Source organism: Billgrantia bachuensis (genome assembly GCF_011742165.1).
Taxonomy (GTDB): domain Bacteria; phylum Pseudomonadota; class Gammaproteobacteria; order Pseudomonadales; family Halomonadaceae; genus Halomonas; species Halomonas bachuensis.
Genome location: NZ_JAAQTO010000069.1, coordinates 18,200 through 40,684 on the forward strand (window position 1 = coordinate 18,200; position 22,485 = coordinate 40,684).

17 protein-coding genes, 2 tRNA genes and 1 pseudogene are annotated in these 22,485 nt (G+C 61.3%); 3 read left to right on the forward strand and 17 right to left on the reverse strand.

Features of this window, described 5'->3' with window-relative positions:
• Positions 1-32: 32 nt before the first annotated feature.
• The 9 genes and pseudogenes from sucD to sdhC all read right to left on the reverse strand — a co-directional run bounded on the left by sucD (position 33) and on the right by sdhC (position 11,637).
• Positions 33-905 (reverse strand): succinate--CoA ligase subunit alpha, encoded by an 873-nt coding sequence (gene sucD / locus HBJ55_RS21760; protein ID WP_167120243.1) that lies wholly within the window; start codon positions 903-905, stop codon positions 33-35.
• Positions 905-2,071, reverse strand: coding sequence for an ADP-forming succinate--CoA ligase subunit beta (sucC, locus tag HBJ55_RS21765; RefSeq protein WP_167120246.1), 1,167 nt, complete (start codon positions 2,069-2,071; stop codon positions 905-907). The genes sucD and sucC overlap by 1 nt, the downstream gene beginning before the upstream one ends.
• Before the next feature lie 154 nt (positions 2,072-2,225).
• Positions 2,226-3,665: a dihydrolipoyl dehydrogenase gene (lpdA, locus tag HBJ55_RS21770; protein WP_167120250.1), complete on the reverse strand. Its 1,440-nt coding sequence runs from the start codon at positions 3,663-3,665 to the stop codon at positions 2,226-2,228.
• Positions 3,666-3,716: 51 nt separating this feature from the next.
• Positions 3,717-5,288 (reverse strand): 2-oxoglutarate dehydrogenase complex dihydrolipoyllysine-residue succinyltransferase, encoded by a 1,572-nt coding sequence (gene odhB, locus HBJ55_RS21775; RefSeq protein ID WP_167120253.1) that lies wholly within the window; start codon positions 5,286-5,288, stop codon positions 3,717-3,719.
• 42 nt (positions 5,289-5,330) lie between these two features.
• Complete coding sequence (locus HBJ55_RS21780; protein ID WP_167120256.1) at positions 5,331-8,165, reverse strand: 2-oxoglutarate dehydrogenase E1 component; 2,835 nt, start codon at positions 8,163-8,165, stop codon at positions 5,331-5,333.
• Between the two features lie 254 nt (positions 8,166-8,419).
• Positions 8,420-9,124 carry a succinate dehydrogenase iron-sulfur subunit gene (locus tag HBJ55_RS21785; RefSeq protein WP_167120260.1) on the reverse strand — a complete coding sequence of 235 codons (705 nt, stop codon included), beginning with the start codon at positions 9,122-9,124 and terminating at the stop codon, positions 8,420-8,422.
• 14 nt (positions 9,125-9,138) lie between these two features.
• Positions 9,139-10,837, reverse strand: a pseudogene (sdhA, locus tag HBJ55_RS21790) (succinate dehydrogenase flavoprotein subunit).
• Between the two features lie 81 nt (positions 10,838-10,918).
• Positions 10,919-11,266 carry a succinate dehydrogenase, hydrophobic membrane anchor protein gene (gene sdhD / locus HBJ55_RS21795; RefSeq protein WP_167120263.1) on the reverse strand — a complete coding sequence of 116 codons (348 nt, stop codon included), beginning with the start codon at positions 11,264-11,266 and terminating at the stop codon, positions 10,919-10,921.
• Complete coding sequence (sdhC, locus tag HBJ55_RS22505) at positions 11,260-11,637, reverse strand: succinate dehydrogenase, cytochrome b556 subunit (RefSeq protein WP_338072067.1); 378 nt, start codon at positions 11,635-11,637, stop codon at positions 11,260-11,262. Before sdhC ends, sdhD begins: the two co-directional genes overlap by 7 nt.
• Positions 11,638-12,097: 460 nt before the next feature.
• Between sdhC and gltA the strand changes: the two genes are divergently transcribed.
• Both gltA and HBJ55_RS21810 read left to right on the forward strand, forming a co-directional pair.
• The gene (gene gltA, locus HBJ55_RS21805) at positions 12,098-13,381 is read left to right on the forward strand and encodes a citrate synthase (RefSeq protein ID WP_167120269.1); all 1,284 of its coding nucleotides are present in this window, start codon (positions 12,098-12,100) and stop codon (positions 13,379-13,381) included.
• A 120-nt stretch (positions 13,382-13,501) separates the two neighbouring features.
• Positions 13,502-14,392, forward strand: coding sequence for an NAD(P)-dependent oxidoreductase (locus tag HBJ55_RS21810; protein WP_206022811.1), 891 nt, complete (start codon positions 13,502-13,504; stop codon positions 14,390-14,392).
• Between the two features lie 482 nt (positions 14,393-14,874).
• Here HBJ55_RS21810 and HBJ55_RS21815 read toward each other — a convergent pair.
• The 3 genes from HBJ55_RS21815 to gltX all read right to left on the reverse strand — a co-directional run bounded on the left by HBJ55_RS21815 (position 14,875) and on the right by gltX (position 16,604).
• Positions 14,875-14,950, reverse strand: a tRNA-Glu gene (locus tag HBJ55_RS21815).
• A gap of 29 nt (positions 14,951-14,979) precedes the next feature.
• Positions 14,980-15,055 (reverse strand) — tRNA-Ala (locus HBJ55_RS21820).
• 67 nt (positions 15,056-15,122) lie between these two features.
• Complete coding sequence (gltX, locus tag HBJ55_RS21825) at positions 15,123-16,604, reverse strand: glutamate--tRNA ligase (RefSeq protein ID WP_167120272.1); 1,482 nt, start codon at positions 16,602-16,604, stop codon at positions 15,123-15,125.
• Between the two features lie 245 nt (positions 16,605-16,849).
• On the opposite strand from gltX, the gene HBJ55_RS21830 reads away from it, so the two are divergent.
• Entirely contained in the window at positions 16,850-17,446 is a 597-nt protein-coding gene (locus HBJ55_RS21830) for a helix-turn-helix domain-containing protein (RefSeq protein WP_167120275.1), read from the forward strand.
• A 12-nt stretch (positions 17,447-17,458) separates the two neighbouring features.
• Here the strand turns inward: HBJ55_RS21830 and HBJ55_RS21835 are convergent, their stop codons facing one another.
• The 5 genes from HBJ55_RS21835 to HBJ55_RS21855 all read right to left on the reverse strand — a co-directional run bounded on the left by HBJ55_RS21835 (position 17,459) and on the right by HBJ55_RS21855 (position 21,824).
• Complete coding sequence (locus tag HBJ55_RS21835) at positions 17,459-18,040, reverse strand: hypothetical protein (RefSeq protein ID WP_167120278.1); 582 nt, start codon at positions 18,038-18,040, stop codon at positions 17,459-17,461.
• Positions 18,041-18,111: 71 nt separating this feature from the next.
• Positions 18,112-18,444 carry a TraR/DksA family transcriptional regulator gene (locus HBJ55_RS21840; protein WP_167120281.1) on the reverse strand — a complete coding sequence of 111 codons (333 nt, stop codon included), beginning with the start codon at positions 18,442-18,444 and terminating at the stop codon, positions 18,112-18,114.
• 91 nt (positions 18,445-18,535) lie between these two features.
• Positions 18,536-19,141, reverse strand: a complete 606-nt coding sequence (locus HBJ55_RS21845) for a hypothetical protein (protein WP_167120284.1) — start codon at positions 19,139-19,141, stop codon at positions 18,536-18,538.
• A gap of 900 nt (positions 19,142-20,041) precedes the next feature.
• Complete coding sequence (locus HBJ55_RS21850) at positions 20,042-20,278, reverse strand: hypothetical protein (protein ID WP_167120287.1); 237 nt, start codon at positions 20,276-20,278, stop codon at positions 20,042-20,044.
• A gap of 1,231 nt (positions 20,279-21,509) precedes the next feature.
• Positions 21,510-21,824 carry a DMT family transporter gene (locus tag HBJ55_RS21855; protein ID WP_167120290.1) on the reverse strand — a complete coding sequence of 105 codons (315 nt, stop codon included), beginning with the start codon at positions 21,822-21,824 and terminating at the stop codon, positions 21,510-21,512.
• Between the last annotated feature and the right edge of the window lie 661 nt (positions 21,825-22,485).

Here is a 22,485-nt window from a genome sequence, read left to right on the forward strand (position 1 = left end):
GGGCGCCCTCTCGTCTGACGGATCGCCGCGGCTTACCAGCCGGTGACGTCCTTCAGTGCATCGCCGATCTCGGCCAGGGAGCGGACGGTGCGCACGCCGGCATCTTCCAGCGCGGCAAACTTCTCGTCGGCAGTGCCCTTGCCACCGGAGATGATGGCACCGGCATGACCCATGCGCTTGCCCGGAGGCGCGGTGACACCCGCGATGTAGGAAACCACCGGCTTGGTCACGTTGGCCTTGATGAAGGCCGCGGCCTCTTCTTCGGCGGTACCGCCGATTTCACCGATCATGACGATCGCCTCGGTCTTCGGGTCATTCTCGAACATCTCGAGGATGTCGATGAAGTTGGAGCCCGGGATCGGGTCGCCGCCGATGCCCACGCAGGTGGACTGGCCGAAGCCGTGATCGGTGGTCTGCTTGACCGCTTCGTAGGTCAGGGTGCCGGAGCGCGACACGATACCCACACGGCCCGGCTGGTGGATGTGACCCGGCATGATGCCGATCTTGCTCTCGCCCGGGGTGATCACGCCGGGGCAGTTCGGGCCGATCAGGCGCACGCCCAGCTCGTCGCACTTCACCTTGACGTCGAGCATGTCCAGCGTCGGGATGCCCTCGGTGATGCATACGATCAGCTTGATGCCGGCATTGGCGGCTTCGAGGATCGAGTCCTTGCAGAAGGCGGCCGGGACGTAGATCACGCTGGCCTCGGCACCGGTCTTCTCGACCGCTTCCTTGACGGTGTTGAACACCGGCAGGCCCAAGTGCTCCTGGCCGCCCTTGCCCGGGGTCACGCCGCCGACCATCTGGGTGCCATAGGCGATCGCCTGCTCGGAGTGGAAGGTCCCCTGCCCGCCGGTGAAGCCCTGGCAGATGACCTTGGTGTTCTTGTCGATCAGGATGCTCATTACTTGCCCTCCGCTGCCTTGACGACCTGCTGAGCCGCATCGGTCAGACTGGTAGCAGCGATGATGTTCAGACCGCTGGAGGCCAGCTTCTCGGCGCCCAGCTCGGCGTTGTTACCTTCGAGACGTACCACTACCGGCACGTTGACGCCGACTTGCTCGACGGCACCGATGATGCCCTCGGCGATCATGTCGCAGCGCACGATACCGCCGAAGATATTGACCAGCACGGCCTTGACGGAATCGTCGGAGAGAATCAGCTTGAAGGCTTCCGCCACGCGCTCCTTGGTCGCACCGCCGCCCACGTCGAGGAAGTTGGCCGGCTGGCCGCCGTTGAGCTTGATGATGTCCATGGTGCCCATGGCCAGGCCAGCGCCGTTGACCATACAGCCGATGTTGCCTTCCAGGGCCACGTAGTTCAGTTCCCACGCCGCCGCTTCGGCTTCGCGCTCGTCCTCCTGGGAGGGGTCACGCATCGCCTGCAGGTCCGGATGGCGGTACAGGGCGTTGCTGTCCAGGTTGAGCTTGGCGTCGAGGCAGTGCAGGTTGCCTTCGTCGGTGATCACCAGCGGGTTGATCTCGAGCAGCGCCAGGTCCTTCTCGTGGAACAGGCGCGACAGGCCCAGGAAGATCTTGGTGAACTGCTTGACCTGGTCGCCCTTCAGGCCCAGGGCGAAGGCCAGCTCGCGCGCCTGGTACGGCTGCGCGCCGACCAGCGGATCGATCTCGGCCTTGAGGATCTTCTCCGGGGTTTCCTCGGCGACCTTCTCGATCTCGACGCCGCCCTCGGTGGAAGCCATGAACACCACGCGACGGGTGGCACGATCGACCACCGCGCCCAGGTAGAGCTCATTGGCGATGTCGGTGCAGTTCTCGACCAGGATCTTGGCAACCGGCTGACCGTTCTCGTCGGTCTGGTAGGTCACCAGATTCTTGCCCAGCCACTGCTCGGCGAAGGCCTTGGCTTCTTCCGGGCTCTTGATCAGCTTGACGCCGCCGGCCTTGCCGCGGCCACCGGCGTGAACCTGGGCCTTGACGACCCACATGTCGCCGCCGATTTTCCTGCAGGCTTCCGCCGCTTCCTCGGGGGTATCGACCGCAAAGCCCTTGGAAACCGGCAGACCATAATCAGCAAACAGCTGCTTGCCTTGATACTCGTGAAGGTTCATCGATTCATGCCATTGGTTGCATGTGACTCGAATGGTAACCGCGAAACACCGCCTGCGACGGTCGTTGTCGGGTCACCCCCGTCCGCCCCCGGTACATGGCCGGGCACGACGCGCCATCCCTCTGGATGGCGCTTGTTGTACTGCATGGGCTGGCTTACTTGCGCTTCTTGCGGTTGGCCATATGGATGGCATGGCCGTCCACCGCCAGCGCCGCCTCGTGAATCGCTTCGGAGGTGCTCGGGTGGGCATAGCAGGTCAGCGCCAGGTCCTCGGCGCTGGAGCCGAACTCCATGGCGATTACGCCCTGGGCGATCAATTCGCCGGCATGCTGGCTGACGATGTGCATGCCCAGGATGCGGTCGGTCTCGGCGTCGGCAATGACCTTGGCCATGCCCTCGGGCGCGTTGTTGGCCAGTGCCCGGCCGTTGGCCGAGAACGGGAAGCTGCCGGTCTTGACCTCGATGCCCTTGGCCTTGGCCTCCTGCTCGTTCATGCCGACCCAGGCCACTTCCGGCGAAGTGTAGATCACGCTGGGAATGGCGTCGTAGTTCATCTCGGCCTTGTGGCCGGCGATGATGTCCGCCACCATCACGCCCTCTTCGGAGGCCTTGTGAGCCAGCATCGGGCCGCGTACGCAGTCGCCGATGGCATAGATGCCCGGCACGCTGGTGCGGCACTGGTCGTCGACGTGGATGAAACCACGCTCGTCCAGGCCAACGCCGACGCCCTCGTCGACTACGCCCTTGGTGTAAGGGCGGCGGCCAACGCAGACGATCAGCTTGTCGAAGGTCACCTCCTGATCGCCATCTTTGTCGCTGTACTTGACCACCACCTCGTTGCCCTTGACCTCGGAGCCGGTGACGCGTGCGCTAAGCTTGATGTCCAGGCCCTGCTTCTTGAGCAGCTTCTGGGTCTCCTTGGCTACATCCTTGTCCACCATCGGCAGGAAGGTATCCATGGCCTCGAGCACGACGGTCTCGGCGCCCAGGCGGCTCCATACGCTGCCCAGCTCGAGCCCGATCACGCCGGCGCCGATCACGCCAAGTCGCTTCGGCACTTCGGTGAACTCAAGCGCACCGGTGGAGGTAACGACGATGTCCTCGTGCAGCGGGGTCGGCGGAATCTCTACCGGCACCGAACCCGCGGCAATGACGATGTTGTCGGCTTCATAGGTCGCCGTCTCGCCGTCATGGCCGGTGACTTCGACCTTCTTGGTGCCGACCACCTTGCCGGTGCCGTCGATTGCGGTGACGCCGTTGGCCTTGAACAGCGCGCTGATACCGCCCACGTTCTTGGCGATGACGGAGTTCTTGAACTCCAGCATCTTGGCCACGTTGGCCTTGGGTGCTTCGAGATCGATGCCGATCTCGGCGAAGTGATCGCGCGCCTCGACGAACTTGTGGGACGTCTCGAGCAGCGCCTTGGAGGGGATGCAGCCCACGTTCAGGCAGGTACCGCCATGCACGGTCTTGCCTTCCTTGTTGACCCATTTCTCGACGCAGGCAGTCTTCAGCCCCAACTGGGCGGCACGGATGGCGGCTACGTAGCCCCCGGGGCCCGCACCGATGACGATCACATCAAATTTATCGGCCATGTGGTTTTCCTGTTGATCGGTTCGCGTTTGAGTCCGTTGATTCGGGCGCCATCAGATATCCAGCAACAGGCGCGCCGGATCCTCGAGCAGCTCCTTGATGGTGACCAGGAACTGCACCGCATCCTTGCCGTCGATCATACGGTGATCGTATGACAGGGCCAGGTACATCATTGGGCGGATCTCGACCTTGCCGTTGACGGCCATGGGACGCTCCTGGATCTTGTGCATGCCCAGGATGGCGGTCTGCGGCGGGTTGATGATCGGCGTCGACATCAGCGAGCCGAAGATGCCGCCGTTGGTGATGGTGAAGGTACCGCCCTGCATCTCGTCGATGCCGAGCTTGCCATCACGTGCGCGCTTGCCGAAGTCGACGATGCCCTTCTCGACGTCGGCGATCTTCATGCTGTCGGTATCGCGCAGCACCGGTACCACCAGGCCACGGTCGGTGGACACCGCCACGCCGATGTCCTGGTAGCCGTGGTAGACGATGTCGGTGCCGTCGATGGAGGCATTGACGTCAGGGAAGCGCTTGAGCGCCTCGGCGGCCGCCTTGACGAAGAAGCCCATGAAGCCGAGCTTGACGTCGTGGGCCTTGAGGAAGGTGTCCTTGTACTGTGCGCGCAGCTCCATCACCGCGCCCATGTCCACCTCGTTGTAGGTGGTGAGCATGGCGGCGGTCTGCTGGGCCTGGACCAGGCGCTTGGCGATGGTCTGGCGCAGGCGGCTCATCGGCACGCGCTTCTCGGGACGCTCGCCCTCGACGACTGGCGCGGCAGCGGCGGCCTGCTTGGGTGCGGCGGCCGGGGTGGCAGCGCTCTTCTTGGCCGTACCGGCCTGAACGGCGCGCTGCACGTCCTCCTTGAGGATGCGACCGCCCTTGCCGGTACCGTCGATCTTGCTGACGTCGAGGTCATGCTCGGCAACCATCTTGCGCGCCGCCGGCGCCAGGATCTTGTCGCCGACCTTCTCATCGCCGGAGCCGTCGTCGGCGGAAGCCGCGGGTGTTTCATCTGCCGCAGTAGCGGCGCCGCCCGCCCCCTCGGTGAAGATCGCCAACACGGCTTCGGACTCGACCTGGCTGCCCTCTTCCACCTTGATCTCGGCGATGGCGCCGTCAGCCGGTGCAACCACTTCGAGCACCACCTTGTCGGTCTCGATATCGGCCAGCACTTCGTCGCGCTTCACCGCCTCGCCGACCTGCTTGTGCCAGGTGGCCACGGTGCCTTCCTGGATCGACTCGGGGAAGGTCGGTGCCTTCACCTCATGGGACTTGCCGCCAGCGGCAGGCGCCGCCTTGGTCTCGCTCTTGGCTTCGCTCTTCGGCTCGGCCTTGGCGTCGGCCTTCTCGCTGCTTTTCTCGCTCTTCTTCTCGCCGCCCTTGGCGGCGCCTTCCCCGATCCTGCCCAGCACCTGCTCGGACTGCACGGTGTCGCCCTCTTCCGCCAGCACCTCGGAGAGGGTGCCGGCTTCGGGCGCCACCACCTCGAGCACCACCTTGTCCGTTTCGATCTCGACGATCAGCTCATCGCGCTCGACACTGTCCCCCGGCTTCTTGTGCCAGGCCGCCACGCTGCCTTCGGCAACGGATTCCGGAAAGGTGGGCGCTTTGATCTCGGTAGCCATGTCGTTTCCCTTGTATGTTCTCTCTCGTCCCGGTGGGTCGCCTCAAAGATTGAAGGCGTCTTCCACCAGCTGGCGCTGCTGTTCGGTATGCACGGACATGTAGCCCGCCGCGGGTGCTGCCGATGCCGGGCGACCGGCGAACTTGAGCTCGCCGCCCAGGCCGGCCTTGAGCATGTCGGCCACGGTCCGCATGTGATGCTGGCTCGAATACCAGGCGCCCTGATTGAGCGGCTCCTCCTGACACCACACCACGCTCTCGAGGTTGGCGTAGTCCTTGAGCGCCTCGAAGAGCTCCTCCTTGGGGAAGGGGTAGAGCTGCTCGATGCGCACGATGGCGGTGTCTTCGCGCTCGTTCTCGGCGCGCCATGCTGCCAGGTCGTAGTAGACCTTGCCGGCACACATGACGACGCGCTTGACCTTCTGGGCCTCGAGGTTGCCCTGATCCGCCAGCACCATGTGGAAATGACCGTTGGCCAGATCGTCGAGGCTGGAAGTCGCCTCCTTGTGACGCAGCAGGCTCTTGGGCGACATCACCACCAAGGGCTTTCTCAGCGGACGGATCACCTGGCGCCGCAGCAGATGGAAGATCTGCGCCGGCGTGGTGGGCACGCAGACCTGCATGTTGTGCTCGGCGCACATCTGCAGGAAACGCTCGAGGCGTGCGGAAGAGTGCTCCGGCCCCTGGCCCTCGTAGCCGTGCGGCAGCAGCATGGTCAGGCCGCACAATCGGCCCCACTTGGTCTCGCCCGACGAGATGAACTGGTCGACCACCACCTGCGCGCCGTTGAAGAAGTCGCCGAACTGCGCTTCCCAGATCACCAGGTCGTTGGGGGCCGTGGTGGAGTAACCGTATTCGTACGCCAGCACCGCCTCCTCGGAGAGGAAGGAGTCGTGGATGGTGAAGCGCGGCTGGCCGTCGGACATGTGCTGCAGCGGCACGTAAGTGGAACCGTCCTTCTGGTTGTGCACTACCGCATGGCGGTGAGAGAAGGTACCGCGTCCCACGTCCTGGCCGGTGATGCGTACCGGATGGCCCTCGTCGAGCAGGGTGGCGTAGGCCAGGGTTTCGGCGAAGCCCCAGTTAAGGCCCAGACCGCCGGCCTGCATCTTGCGGCGGTCCTCGTAGATCTTGGCCACCTGGCGCTGGACCTCGACGCCGTCGGGAATTTCGCACATGCGCGCGGCGAGCCGCTGCAGGCGCTTCATCTCGACGCTGGTGTCGGCGTAACCGCTCCACTCATGGCCGAGGTAGGGCTTCCAGTCGACGAACAGCGAGGTATTGGGCTCCTGCACCAGGGCGTTGGCCACGTGGTTGCCGGCCATCAGGTCCTCGCGGTAGGTCTCGATCATCGCCTTGGCCTCGTCCTCCGTGACCACGCCCTGCTCTACCAGGCGCTGGACATAGAGAGTCCGCGAGGAAGGATGATCCTTGATCTTGCGGTACATCAGCGGCTGGGTGCCGGATGGCTCGTCGGCCTCGTTGTGGCCGCGGCGACGGTAGCAGACCAGGTCGATGACCACGTCCTTCTTGAACTGCTGGCGATAGTCCAGTGCCACCTGAGTCGCGTGCAGCACGGCATCCGGATCGTCGCCGTTGACGTGAAAGATCGGTGCCTGGACCATCTTGGCGATATCGGTGCAGTACTCGGTGGAGCGCGTGTCCTGCGGGTGCGAGGTGGTGAAGCCGACCTGGTTGTTGATGACGATGTGCACCGTACCGCCGGTCTTGTAGGCGCGGGTCTGGGACATCTGGAATGTCTCCATGACCACGCCCTGGCCGGCGAAGGCCGCATCGCCATGCACGTTGATCGGCAGGACCTTGGTGCCTTCGAAATCGTCGCGGCGATCCTGGCGGGCACGCACCGAGCCCTCGACCACCGGCGATACGATCTCCAGGTGGGAGGGGTTGAAGGCCAAGGCCAGGTGGACCTCGCCCCCCGGTGTCATGACGTTGGAGCTGAAGCCCTGATGGTACTTGACGTCGCCCGAGCCGCGCTCGATCAGCTTCTTGCCGTCGAACTCGTCGATCAGTTCGGAAGGGTTCTTGCCAAGGATGTTGACCAGCAGGTTGAGGCGGCCACGGTGGGCCATGCCGATGACCATCTCCTTGATGCCGTAGCCACCACCACGCTGAATCAGCTCGTCCATCATGGGGATGAACGACTCACCACCCTCGAGGCCGAAGCGCTTGGTGCCCGGGTACTTGGAGGCCAGATAATTCTCCAGGCCCTCCGCGGCGGTCAGGCGCTCCAGCAGGTGCTTGCGCACCTCGTTACTGTACTTCGGCGCCGAGCGCACCGATTCGAAGCGCTGCTGCAGCCAGCGCTTCTCCTCGGTATCGACGATGTGCATGATCTCGCAGCCGATCGAACGGCAGTAGGTCTGCTCCAGCGCCTCGACGATCTTGCGCAGCGGTGCCTTGTCGATCCCCAGAAAGAAAGAGCCGGTCTGGAATTCGGTATCCAGATCGGCCGGTGAAAGCTGGTGGAAGGAGAGGTCGAGGTCGGGAATGGGAGCTTGGCTGCGCAGCTTGAGCGGGTCGATGTCGGCTTTCTGATGCCCCCGGAAGCGGTAGGCGTTGATCAACTGCAACACCTTGACCTGCTTCTTGCTCTCGCCACTGTCGGCGGCGGCTGCAGCGATGGTCGTCCGACGCGCACGGGCCAACTGCTGGAACTGATCGCGCACGGGGCTGAGGGGGACATCGTGGGAGGCGCTGCCATCGACGCTCGGCAGCTGATCGAAGTAGGTTCGCCATTCTTCGGGCACGGAACCTGGGTCGGCGAGGTATTGCTCGTAGAGCGCTTCCACATAGTGAACGTTGCTGCCGCTCACGTGGGAGCTGTTCCACATCAACTCCATTATGCCTTGTTGCATCTCTCGGTCACCCTACACTGATGGGGTGTTGTCGGCGCCGTTGCGGGCCAGCCGCGACGGCTTGGCTGGTGCCCCTGCCGGTGGGGGCATCTTCTCTTCCCGGCGGTTCCGGCCGCGAAGCCGGAATCCTTGCGATTCATGCTCAAGAGCCGGTACCTGTGGCACCGGCTCTCTTGCTGTTGTCAGCGAGCCGACCGCGACATGACGTCGCGGTCGCACTGCGGCCAGTATGATAGCAAGCTACGCGCCACGATTTAAGTGGCATTCGCCAGCAGCATGTCGCGAATCTTGCCGATCGCCCGCGTCGGGTTGAGCCCCTTCGGACATACCGCGACGCAGTTCATGATGCCGCGGCAGCGGAACACGCTGAACGGATCCTCCAGCTCGGCCAGGCGCTCGCGAGTCGCAGTGTCACGCGAATCCGCCAGGAAGCGGTAGGACTGCAGCAGGCCGGCCGGGCCGACGAACTTGTCCGGGTTCCACCAGAATGACGGACAGGAGGTCGAGCAGCAGGCGCACAGGATGCACTCGTAGAGCCCGTCGAGCTTGTCGCGATCCTCCGGCGACTGCAGGCGCTCGATGGCCGGGGCCGGCTCATCGTTCTGCAGGTACGGCTGGATGCGTTCGTACTGCTTGTAGAACAGTCCCATGTCGACCACCAGGTCGCGCACCACCGGCAGGCCCGGCAGCGGACGCAGCACCAGCTTGTTGTCCTTGACCACGTCGGATATCGAAGTGATGCAGGCCAGGCCGTTCTTGCCGTTCATGTTCATGCCGTCGGAACCGCATACGCCCTCGCGGCAACTGCGACGGAAGGCCAGGGTGGTGTCCTCGGCCTTGAGCATCTCCAGTACGTTCAGGACCATCAGGTCGCGGCCCTGGGTGTCGAGCTGGTACTCCTGCATGTAGGGCGCGGAGTCGGTTTCCGGGTTGTAGCGGTAAATGGATACCTGAAGCATCTCGTGACTCCCCCTTAGTAAGTACGGATTTTCGGCTCGAAGGTGTCGACGGTCTTCGGCTTGAAGTTGACGTCGCGCTTGCCGACCCGCTTCTCGGTCGGGAAGTACATGGAGTGCTTCAGCCAGTTGGTGTCGTCACGATCCGGATAGTCGTAGCGGGAATGCGCACCACGGCTCTCCTTGCGCTCCAACGCCGCGATGGCGGTAGCCTCGGCCACTTCCATCAGGTTGTCGAGCTCGAGCGCCTCGACGCGTGCCGTATTGAAGGCACCGGACTTGTCGACCAGATGCGCCTCGGCGATGCGGCCACGCAGGTCGGCCAGCTTCTTGACGCCCTCCTGCATGTGCTCCTCCTGACGGAACACGCCGAAGGAGTTCTGCATGATGCTCTGCAGTTCGGTCTTGAGGGCCGCCACGGACTCCCCGCCGGAGGACTCGTTCCAGCGGGTCATGCGCTTCATGGCCGCGTCGATGTCGCTCTCGGAAGCATCAAGATAGTCGATACCCTCGTTGAGCGCGCCTTCGATGAACATGCCGGCCGCGCGGCCGAATACCACCAGGTCGAGCAGCGAGTTGCCGCCCAGTCGGTTGGCGCCGTGCACCGAGACGCAGGCTGCCTCGCCGCAGGCGAACAAGCCGTTGACGATGCGATCATTGCCGTCAGCGTCCTGCATGATCGCCTGGCCGTGCACGTTGGTCGGGATCCCGCCCATCATGTAGTGGCAGGTCGGCACCACGGGGATCGGCGCATTGACCGGATCGACGTGGGCAAAGATCTTGGACAGCTCGCTGATGCCCGGCAGGCGCTTGTTGAGCACCTCATCGCCCAGGTGGTCGAGCTTGAGGAAGACGTGGTCGCCATTCTCGCCGCAGCCACGGCCCTCGAGGATCTCCATGACCATGGAGCGCGCCACCACGTCGCGGCCGGCAAGGTCCTTGGCATTGGGCGCATAGCGCTCCATGAAACGCTCGCCGTCCTTATTGACCAGATAGCCACCCTCGCCGCGGCAGCCTTCGGTGACCAGCACGCCGGCACCGTAGATGCCGGTGGGGTGGAACTGCCACATCTCCATGTCTTGCATCGGGAAACCGGCGCGCAGCGCCATGCCGATACCGTCGCCGGTATTGATCAGGGCGTTGGTGGTGGAGGCGTAGATCCGCCCGGCACCGCCGGTGGCCATGACGGTGGCCTTGGACTTGACGTGCACCACTTCGCCGGTCTCGATGCACATGGCGATGCAACCCACCACGTCGCCATTGGCGTTCTTGACCAGATCGACCGCGAACCACTCGTTGAGGAAGGTCGTGTTGTTCTTCAGGTTGTTCTGGTAAAGCGTGTGCAACAGGGCATGACCGGAGGCATGCGGCGGCTATCACTGGCTGCCCGACGGCCTGGCCGCCTTCGCCGAAGTTCTTGGACTGACCGCCGAACGGTCGCTGGTAGATCCGGCCGTTGTCGAAGCGCGAGAACGGCAGGCCCATGTGCTCGAGCTCGAAGACCGCCTTGGGACCCTCGGAGCACATGTACTCGGCCGCGTCCTGGTCGGTGATGTAGTCACCGCCCTTGACGGTGTCGTACATATGCCAGCGCCAATCGTCATTGGGGTCGGCCGAAGCGATGGCACAGGTGATCCCGCCCTGGGCGGAAACGGTGTGCGAGCGAGTCGGGAAGACCTTGGACAGCACGGCGGTCTTCTTGCCGGACTTGGCCAGCTCGAGCGCGGCACGCAGGCCGGAACCGCCACCGCCGATGATGATGGCGTCGTAGGTCAAGGTACGCATGTTAGACATGAATCAGGCTCCCCACAGAACTTGGATGCCCCAGACCAGGAACATGAAAATGGCCAGGATGATGACGACCTGGGCGCCGAGGCGGATGGGTGTCGACTTGAGGTAGTCGGTAGTCACTGTCCACAGGCCGATCCAGGCGTGCGCGGCAAGAGAAATAAAGGCCAGTAGAGAGAAAATGCGCATCCAGGTGTGGGCAAACAGGTTGCTCCAGGTGACGTAGTCGAGCCCGGGATTGAACAGCAGATACGCGACGATGAAAACCGTATAGAGCGCCAGGATGACAGCCGAGACACGCTGGATAAGCCAGTCGGAGAGGCCGCTACGACCCAGATTGGTGATGTTGGTTACCATACCCAGACTCCCGCCAGAATGATCAGGACGGCACTGAGGACCACAGTGGCCTGTGCCTTCTTGACGCCACCTTCAAGGGTCACGCCGAAACCGGCATCCATCAGCAGGTGCTTGATGCCAGCCACGAAGTGAAATGCCAGTGCCGACAGCAGACCCCAGGCGATCAGCTTCGCCAGGAAGTTATGCGCCAGCGCGTCCTTGACGGCTGCAAATCCTTCCGGCGACGACAGCGATTTGTCGAGCGCCCAGAAGGCAAAGATGAGGCCAACGAACAAGATGACGCCGGTAATGCGGTGGGCGATCGACGTCAAGGCGGGAAGCGGGAAATGTATCGTGGTGAGGTCTAGGTTGACGGGTCGTTTGCTATTCACGGCTCTATACACACTCTCTTGGCTCGCTCTACAACCGATGGGACCAGGCTCGAGCGGGCGGTGGTTTGAGGTAGGGGGCTCGCCGCTGCCGGGACGGGCATGACAACGAGTACCTGCCAGTCGCGCGGTGTGGATTATAGGGACATGAACCCCCAGTGACAAATGCGCACCGCCTTCACTCGACCATGGTACAAGCCTGCCGACGCGCAATTGATGGCTATCCAGGAGGGCATCGTCAGGAAGCCCGCAACCGGCTAGGCTTCTAGTGGTGCAAAGCACCATTTCTTATCCAGATACTGTACAAGACAGGCTCTTTCGCACAACGAGGCGGTCGCTTTGGCCCAATTGACAATCCCGGGAACGCTTCTATAGTGGGCGAACCTTTTTCGCGGGCCAGCGGTTCAACAGGGTTTGCGAAAGAATGAGTTAACGTTCTATTCGACTTCGAGAGGAGGCCAGAATGGCTGACAGGAAAGCGACACTGACGGTAGACGGCCTGGACAAGACGATCGAGCTGCCGGTCTACTCAGGTACCCTGGGCCCTGACGTGGTCGATGTTCGTGGTCTCGGCGCCGATGGCCTGTTCACCTACGACCCCGGCTTCATGGCAACCTCCTCGTGCCAGTCGGCCATCACCTATATCGATGGCGCCAAGGGCGTACTGCTGCACCGCGGCTACCCGATCGATCAGTTGGCCAAGGAATCCAACTTCGTCGAGCTGTGCTATACCCTGCTGTTCGGCGAGCTTCCCACCGACGAGCAGTATGCCGACTTCGAGTCGCGGGTCCGTAACCACACCATGGTCCATGACCAGATCAACAACTTCTTCAAGGGCTTCCGACGCGACGCCCACCCGATGTCGATCCTGTGCGGCGTGGTCGGCGGCCTGGCGGCCTTCTATCATGACCACATGGACATTACCGACGAGAAGGATCGGGAGATCAGCGCCATCCGCCTGATCGCCAAGATGCCCACCATTGCGGCGATGTCCTATAAGTATAACGTCGGCCAGCCGTTCAACTACCCGCGCAACGACCTGAGCTATGCAGAGAACTTCCTCTACATGATGTTCAGCAACCCGTGCGAGGAGTACAAGGTCAACCCGGTCTACGCCAAGGCCATGGACCGCATCTTCATGCTCCATGCCGACCACGAGCAGAACGCCTCCACCTCCACGGTGCGCCTGGCCGGCTCCACCGGGGCCAATCCCTTTGCCTGCATCAGCGCCGGCATCGCCGCGCTATGGGGCCCGGCTCACGGCGGCGCCAACGAGGCGGTCCTGAAGATGCTCGACGAGATCGGCGACGATTCCGAGGAGAACATCCAGCGCTTCATCGACAAGGCCAAGGACAAGGATGACCCGTTCAAGCTGATGGGCTTCGGCCATCGCGTATACCGCAACTTCGACCCGCGCGCCAAGGTGATGAAAGAGACCTGCGACGAGGTGCTGGCCGAGCTCGGCATTGACGACCCGCAACTCAAGATCGCCAAGCGCCTGGAACAGATCGCCCTGGAAGACGAGTACTTCGTGGAGCGCAAGCTCTACCCCAATGTCGACTTCTATTCCGGCATTATTCTCAAGGCGATGGGAATTCCGACCAACATGTTCACGGTGATCTTCGCCGTATCGCGCACCATTGGCTGGATCTCCCACTGGCACGAGATGCTGAGCGACGACTACAAGATCGGTCGTCCGCGCCAGCTCTATATCGGCCACACCCAGCGCGACTATCCTGCCAAGTAAGCGGCAGGATGCGGCCCCGGGCCGCAGCGTAGTGGAAAGCCGCCTTCGGGCGGCTTTCTGCGTAAGGGCCCTGCGTTAGCGAGCGAGCTTCCAGCAACAACCCACAGAGAGGGAAACGCAATGCAAGAGCAGATCTCCACCGCCGCCTTCATCGGCCTGGGAGTGATGGGTTACCCCATGGCCGGCCACCTGGCTCGTGCCGGTCTCGAGGTGCGCGTCTACAACCGCACCGAGGCCAAGGCCAGGGCCTGGGCCGAGGAACATGGTGGCAGCCACCACGCCACACCCGCCGAGGCCGCCCAAGGAGCCGATCTGGTACTGGTCTGCGTAGGCAACGACGATGATGTCAGGCAGGTCACCCTGGGCGAACAAGGCGCACTCTCCGGCATGAGCGCGGGCAGCCTGCTGGTCGACCACACCACCGCCTCGGCCGACCTTGCCGAACAGCTCGACGCAGCCTGCCGCGAGCATGGTATCGGCTTCATCGACGCGCCGGTTTCAGGCGGCCAGCAAGGCGCCGAGAACGGCATGCTGACGATCATGTGCGGTGGCGCGCAGCCCGACTTTGCGCGTGCCGAGCCCATGCTGGCCCACTACGCCCGGGCCGTCAGCCTGATGGGACCTGCCGGTAGCGGTCAGTTGACCAAGATGGTTAATCAGATTTGTATCGCAGGGCTGGTACAGGGCCTGGCCGAAGGCCTGCATTTCGCCGAGCAGGCCGGGCTCGATCAGCAACGCGTGGTCGACGTGATTTCCAAGGGCGCCGCCGGCTCCTGGCAGATGGAGAATCGCCACACGACCATGATCGCCGACGAATACGATCACGGCTTTGCCGTCAACTGGATGCGCAAGGACCTGGGGATCTGCCTCGAGCAGGCGCGCCGCCTCCAGGCTCGCCTGCCCGTCACGGCGTTGGTCGACCAGTTCTATGGAGATGTTCAGGTAATGGGCGGCGGACGCTGGGACACCTCCTCCCTGCTGCGCCGCCTGCGCGCACTCGGACAGGGCTGACATGCTCTCGAAGCGTACTGAGGTGCGTCGCCTATCCGCGACGCACCTCAAGAGAAAGTACCAGAAAAGTGGCAGACCGATCTTGACAGAGCGCACTTTACACGGAGCGAATCGGGCTTTTTCAACGCCCCGAACGTTTTCCACACATTCTGTGGATAACCCTGTTCACAACCGCAAGAAAACATCATCGGATCGGCATGAGAAGGGGCTTGTCCTTAGATTGGCTATTTTTTGACCAATTTTAAGTCACTGTTATTTAAGCTTTTTTGCAGCTGCACACTCGTTTGGCGCTTGCGTGACCAATTACACACAGGAGGGGAGCCAAGACATTGAGCAAGTGGACAAGTCAAGCCCAAAAGGCTGAAAAAACGGCAGCTTCAATGGAGTTTTCACGCAAGAAAACATGTCGTAACGCACTCATACACAGAGCGCCGAAAAAGTCTGAGACAAGATGAAGCGGTAGGGATAACTACAGGAGGAAGTGGCGTCCCATAGGGGGTTCGAACCCCTGTTCCCGCCGTGAAAGGGCGGTGTCCTGGACCACTAGACGAATGGGACGCAATGTCTTCAGGTATTGCAGACACGTTTGGTGGAGCCTAGCGGGATCGAACCGCTGACCTCGACACTGCCAGTGTCGCGCTCTCCCAGCTGAGCTAAGGCCCCACATGTGCCGTGAAGACGGGGCGTATGCTACTGATTCGCCCCATTCATGTCAAGGCACTCAGACCGATCAAGCCAGATCGCGATACTCTTTCTCGAAGCGCTTGGCCTGCTTCTTGGAGACTCCGCCCAGCACTTCAATGGCATTTCGTAGCCGCGCCCGAGTCACGTCGGAGCCCAGGATCGCCATGGCGTCCATGACCGAAGTGCTTGCCGTGGTGCCGGTAATGGCGATGAAGACGGGCGCCAGGAAGTCCTTCATCTTGAGCTCGAAATGACCGGCCAGAGCCTTGATCTCGTCGAGCAGCACCTCCTTGCGCCATGCCGGCACCGTCTCGAAGCGCCAGATCAGGAACTGCAGCAACTTGAGAAGCTCCTCACGTTCTACCTTCACACCTTCGAAATCCTCTTCACGAACCGTAGGCACGCCGCTGAAGAAGTGCCCTGCAAGTGGCGCTACCTGAGACAGTGTCTCCACCCGGGTACGTACCTGCGGCAGGATCTGACCGACGTATTCCTCATTGAACGCCCACTCCATCAGCGCCCTGAGAAAGGCCTGGTCATCCAGGTCCTCACGAATATAGAGCCCGTTCAGCCAGGTCAGCTTTTCCAGGTCGAAGACCGGCCCACCCAGCGACACCCGCTGGATGTCGAAGTGCGCCATCATCTCGTCGAGGCTGAACTTCTCGCGTTCATCCGGCATCGACCAGCCCATGCGCCCCAGATAGTTGATGACCGCCTGCGGCAGGAAGCCCATGCGACGGTAAAAGTTGATGGAGGTGGGATTCTTGCGCTTGGAGAGCTTCGACTTGTCGGGGTTGCGTAGCAGCGGCATATGACACAGCGCCGGCATCTGCCAACCGAAGTATTCATACAACAGCTGATGCTTGGGCGCCGAGTTGATCCACTCCTCGCCACGCAGCACATGGGTGATGCCCATCAGATGGTCGTCCACCACATTGGCTAGGTGATAGGTCGGCATACCGTCCGACTTGAGCAGGATTTGGGCATCCACCTGCGCCCAATCCACCTCGATAGGACCGCGCAGCATGTCGTTGATCACACAGGTGCCACTGGAGGGCACCTTCATGCGCACCACGTATGGCCAACCCTCCCGCTCACGCCGGACCGCCTCCTCCTCAGGCAGCGCCAGATCCGCGGGCTTCAGCGCCAAGTGCATGCCGCTGGCCTTGCGCGCTTCTCTCAACTCGTCCAACTCTTCGCTGGTGCGATAGCACTTGAAGGCATGGCCGGCTTCAATCAGTTGGCGGGCGTGCTCGGCATAAATGTCGCCGCGCTCGCTCTGGCGATAGGGGCCATGGGGGCCGCCAACATCAGGACCTTCATCCCAGGCAAGCCCCAGCCAGCGCAGCGAGTCCAGGATCATCTGCTCGGATTCCTGCGTGGAACGCACCCGGTCCGTGTCTTCGATTCGCAGGATGAACTGCCCGCCATGCTGCTTCGCAAAGCAGAGATTGAACAACGCGATGTAGGCAGTTCCAACGTGCGGGTCGCCGGTGGGTGACGGCGCAATGCGAGTACGTACAGTCATGTCGTCCTTTATCCAGTCGGGTAAGCGTATGGCGGCATTATACGCACCTGAATCGACACAGGTAGCTGCGCCAGCACTCCATCTGAGGATGGCCGGCACAGGCTTGCACGGATAGAATGATTCTTATTGGCGTAAGCACACCAATCGAGAGAGTCAATTTATCGTTGACGCGTTAAATTTGCACAGTTAACACAGATCATTGACTATCGTCATACTTTAGTACCTACAGTCGCCGGGTTGATGAAATGGATTCACTGGGTCAAAGAATCAAGCACTTGCGGATACAGGCGGACCTGAACAAGGCTGCGCTGGCAAGAAAGGTCGGGGTTTCGGATGTCACGATCTCGTATTGGGAATCGGGTGCCATCAAGCAGATCGGTCACGAAAGACTGGTAGCGCTGGCGGATGCCCTTGGCTGTACGCTGGCTCAACTGCTCGAAGGCGACGCTCGGTTGAAGCCCACGCCTCTCTATCTTCGCGGCCAGCCTCCCGTGCCATGGCTGGACCCCAATGCCAATCACTTCACGTTGTCCGACGAAATACTGGCAGGCGTCGACTGGCAAGGTGAGTGCTATCTCGTCACCCCGGCGCCAGGAGAACGGTTCGACTATCTCGACAGCGGTGATCTCGCTGCCTTCGGCCCTACCGAGAGCTGCGACCAACCTGGTCGCTATCTGATCGAAGGGGCGGGAGGGTTGTATATCGGTCAGCTCGAGTATGGCGATAGCGGTGAGCTGTTGTTCAGCAGCGGCAGCGACGCCACGTCGGTGCCGATCCCGCTGGAAACGACCGAGCGGGTTGTAGGAAGGCTATTGGCTCGCTGGCGCAAGGATAGTGCCTGAAGGCGCCCCCTTTCACTCGACTTCCAACACTTCTACCTGATCGGTGGCCCGACGCGGCTCACTGCCGATCAGGTAGCGCCGCGAGTACCTTGCCACTTGCCCCAGGCCATGCCGCGAGCTCCGCACCAGATCACCCTCGAGATGCTCACCCTGCTTGCCGATTCGCTCCTGCACGGAAGCCGGCTGAATAGTGGCTTCTACTAAATCGACGGTAATGGTGTATCCCCCATCCGGCAGGCCGCTGCCCGACCCGAATGGCCCCGCGGCGAATCGTCCATCGGAAACCGTTGTGCGCGCTTGCCAGCGCACACCGCTCAGCTCACGCTCCACGACGAGCAAGAGGTGCGTCTCGTCAGGCAGGTTGGTTTCGCCTTCGACCATGAGCCGACGATCGCCACGCAGGGTAGCCGACGCGTTAATCTCGACCGCCAACGGGTCCACTTCGGCCGGCGCCGCGGCTGACTCACTTGCAACGTCGATCGGCTGCTCCTGTTGCGGCTCCTGTTCCGTTGCCGAGTCGTTGTTATCGCTCCCACAACCCGACAGCCACAGCACTGCCAACAGCCCTGCGCAGCATCGACGCCATGCCTTCATGCCTTACTCCTGACCGTAAATGGCTTACCTAGACTAGCACTCCAGCGATCAGCAAGTCCTGCCCATGGCGATCACGGTTCTCCTTCCTGCTCGGCGCAGTCGAGACAAAGCGTGGCGTAGGGAATCACCTCGAGCCTTCGGGGGTCGATCGGCTCACCGCAACGCTCACACAGCTCGCCCTCACCTTCCTCGATGCGTTCGAGCGCATGCATGACCTGCCCCAGCTCCTCTTCAGCCTCCTCCTCGAGGGCATCGATCACGTCTTCGTTCTCGAGTTCGATGGCTTGTTCTTCCATGTCGCGATCGAGAGGGTTCTCCAAGCGTATCTTGTGAACCTTGTAGCGATCGACCCGCTCGACGAGCTCATCTCGCAGCGCTTCCAGCTCGGCTTGACGATCTTGCATGGGATACCTCCGTTGGTGATAACCCACCCCTTGTAGACGGCTTACACCCTTGTAATAGCACAGCAGGCCGAGCACCGGAGGCGACACGCTGTCAGAGGCTCGCTGCGCCGGTATCGAAGACGAGAGGATAGCGGCTTTTCACGTACGGCAGGCAGGGGAAGACCTGCTCGCCCAGTTGCATGAGCCGAGCGGTGATTTGCGAGCACTCCTCCACGCTCAGGAAGGGACCGATGCGCTGCTCCTGGCCCCTCGCATGGAGGGTAAACTCATAGAACTCCGGCTGAAAACGCGTCTGGTCGCGCAGGCGATCGGCATAGGTATCGACCAGCGCGGCCGCGTCACTGAAGATGCCGCACAGTCTCTCATAGCGAGACAGGGCAAAGGTTCGGGTATCGGTCACCTCGCTCTCGTCCAGATGAGTTCGCATCAGGCAATAATATTTCTTGTTGTCGAGGATGCTCAGTGAGCGTGTAAAGAGCTCATGGCTGATGCGCATGAGTTCGGCGGCATCCGCGCTGTAGGTGGCGCTCTCCTCGTATCGAGTCGTCTCCGGCTCCTGCCCGACGGCCATGTCGATATTCGGCCCGAGCGGCCATAACAGTATCCATGCCATAAATGCCAGTATCGAGACGATGGCGATGGTAGGACCTTTCTGGCCAAGAAATTCTGATCCTGCCTTCCTGGTTAGCGTGATCATTCTTCCCTCCTGAGTTGAGTCCCGCTGAGCCTGCCTGGCTCTCTCTTTCGCTCTTTTCACTCCTCGCTGAATGCTGCTTCTGAGCCATCCGTGGCCGCATCGGCCCGTCCCACGGCGGCAGCCCTCCGTCAGACGACTGCCCGGAGACAAATATAAAGAAAGCCCGACCGCCAGGCCGAGCTTCGATCTCTGCATCCACTGCCGAACTTGTTGGCGTCCTGCCCGCTTAGCTCCGGCTCGCTTCCCTGGCCCCTCTATCGTGGCACTGTTCACACGCCGAAGAATTAACCTGCGTTAACCAAAAAGAAACGAATTTAATCGAATGATCACCTTTGCACGAAAATGCAAACCAAATGAAACGAAACCAGATATTCCTGATACCTGAGCCTCAGGCAAAAAGAAAGCCCGGCACTAGGCCGGGCTTCAATTCCTGGTTCCTTTCCAGCTCACCATGACGATCCTGTCATGCATCCTTGGCGTCATCGAGCATCCTCTGCTCGGTCTTCCCTCTTCCCCGCCTCCTTGCGAGATACTCACCAGCCTAGTGACGGAATACGGCAATGGCTAATGAACATATTTCATCGGCACACTTGAGGCGAAAGCTTTTGACAATGCGAGGCTCACAACCGGTACCTGCACAGGCCTAGCGCCTGTCTCGATGCATAGAGATAAGCCCGGCCATGTAGCCGGGCTTGTTTCGATTCCTTCCACACTTCCTACGGCGTCCTTTCCTCTGCTCCTGATTACCAGACCTTCCTGGCGCCTTCTTCCCTGAGGGGCCCTCCCGGCCCGACCATATACAGCTTGCCAGATCGGTCGCAGGAAAGATGCCGACATCGCCTCTTCGTTGTGTAAGACATTGCCGACTAGAAATGTAATACCCTGCCCAGGAGGTAGCGCCTAGCGAACTCCCAGGGCAGCATAACCCTTTGATGTGACTTCGATACGCTCCATTCCGCCCTCTTCATCACGCTTCACTCGGACCAGTCCAGCGGCTTCCAGCCCAGCCACATGCTTCTCCATGTTCAATACCTTGCTGTCTTCGCCAAGGTGACCGAAAGGAGCGGCAAGCACACCGCCATGCTGCATCGCATACGATAGAATTTCTATTTGGTGATCCGTCAGTTCGCTCCCCATCGTGGCCTCCTTGCATGCCATGATTTTTCCAGAGAAAGAAGCGCAAATTGTGAAATGGCAGCGAAAAATAGGCAGCCCCCTCACCAAGGTGAGAGGGCTGATAAAAAGCTCTCTGGAACTCCCTGACCTATAATGACATCCTGTCTCGGGCGGTCTTCCCTGTTCCGTCCACCGGCCTCCTGACCATCAAGGCTTCCTGCCTTGAAAGGCTCTCCTTGCCGCTTCGCTTACATCCTCAGAATAGTTTGCCTTCGTGCCAAATCAAGGCTAACAAGGAAATAAAGCGTTCCAGTATGTAACGGATCGCAACGAAGCCCAGTCTCGCGATTGTTCTAATTTACCTGTTAGCTCAGCTAAAAAAGCCCGACCATCAGGCCGGGCTATGTCTTCGTTTCCTTACATCTTCCTCAAGCTTCCTGCTCGAGCATCCCTGGTGTGTGAGCCGTCCCTGACTCGGTCTTCCGTGCCGGGTTTTCCCTGCCCGATGCGCTTACTCTGACATCTCATCCAAGGAGCATCATTAACCTGGGATAAGTAATTAGGTAGGAGACTCTGACAAGTTGCTCTCTGATAACCTTGGTCATTAGGGGGTTGCTCTGCCACCGATTCTGTCACTACGCCGGTAGACTTATTTGCGAGAGACGCCTTTCCCTCAGCAATAGGCAAGGCCCCGTCCATCCCTGGCCGGGGCCTTGCAGGTGCGCCTCTTCTCGTCCCTGGCGACCGGGGCGAACCGATCGCTTGGCGAAGCGCTCCGCTTACCCTACCAACCGCTCGGTAGTGGCGATAGAGTCAAACGCTTACCGTCTTGTAGGAAATCTGCCATTCGTCTCGCGTGGCACCTTGATGCGCTTCACCGCCCACCTCTCGACACGCCGCCTGCTGCCGATCTACTCGGCGCGCCCCAGCACCTGCACTACCCTTACTTACTCGAGGCATTGAGGAGGAGCTACCCGCCACGAAACCCCATAAATGCGAAAGCCCGGCCGTGAGGCCGGGCTGCATCTTCGCTTCCTTTCCACTTCCTCGGGCTTCCTGCCCGAGCCTCCTTGGTACGTGAGCCTTCCATGACTCGGTCTTCCTTGTCTCGGGTTCTCCCTGCCCGATAAGCACACTATGCCAGCTCGCCATGGGGCAGAACGTTAACTTGGGATAAGTCCGCTTGTAAGAGATTGCCGACACGGCTTGTGAGCGTTGGTGACAGCAGGCAGCACTCTTCGGTCAGGTTCGGTCAGGTCGCCAGCTTCATGGTCGCGATGCCGGCGACAATCAGCAAGGCGGCCAAGACACGCAGGGGCGACACGGCCTCCCCCAGAAACCACACGCCGACGGCAAAGGTCCCTACGGCACCGATACCGGTCCAGATCATGTAGGCCGTCCCCAGCGGTAAGCTGCGCATCGCGATCGCCAGTAACCCGAACGACCCTACCATCGTCACCAACATGACGGTTGTCGGCAACAGGCGCGTGAAACCGTGAGATTGTTTCATCGCAAACGCCCACACAACCTCCAGCAGCCCGGCCAGGCCGAGAAGCACCCAGGACATGGAAAGCCCCTTTTCCTCTCTCGGGTCGTCCCGAAATGTATGCCCGATATGGGGGAGGTCGTCCTCCGGGACGCGATTATAAGCCAGCGCGACTCGACATTCAGGGAGAGTCTTCCGCCCCATGGAGTAAAAAAGCCCTGACCGGTAGCCAGGGCCAGGCTCGATGAGACGCGATTTTTTAGCGATCCCGTTTGGGAACGCGAAAGCATAGCGTCCCTCGCACGGGTAGGAAGCTGCCAGGGGAAACGCTTCGTCCAGCCGATCATAAAAAAAAGCCCGACCACTGGGGCCGGGCTTTCAATCAACGCTTCCCTTTCCACCAACCTTGAGCATCCTGCTCAAGCATCCTTGGGGTATGAGCATTCCGTCGCTCGGCCTTCCCTGTAGGACTCTCCCTAGCCCGTTGACTTCAAGGTAGTCGCTCCGAGCGAAAAGCGGTTTATCCCAAGTTAACCAATGTCGTAAGAAATACGCTTCGCTTCTTGTAAGACATGGCTTACAAGGTGCATGCAGGCTCGATGCCTCTTGCCCTCTAATTTCCTGCCGGGCTGGCTCCAAGCCCGGCTCAGCGGTCAGCGGTCAGCGGTCAGCGGTCAGCGGTCAGCGGTCAGCGGTCAGCGGTCAGCGGTCAGCGGTCAGCGGTCAGCGGTCAGCGGTCAGC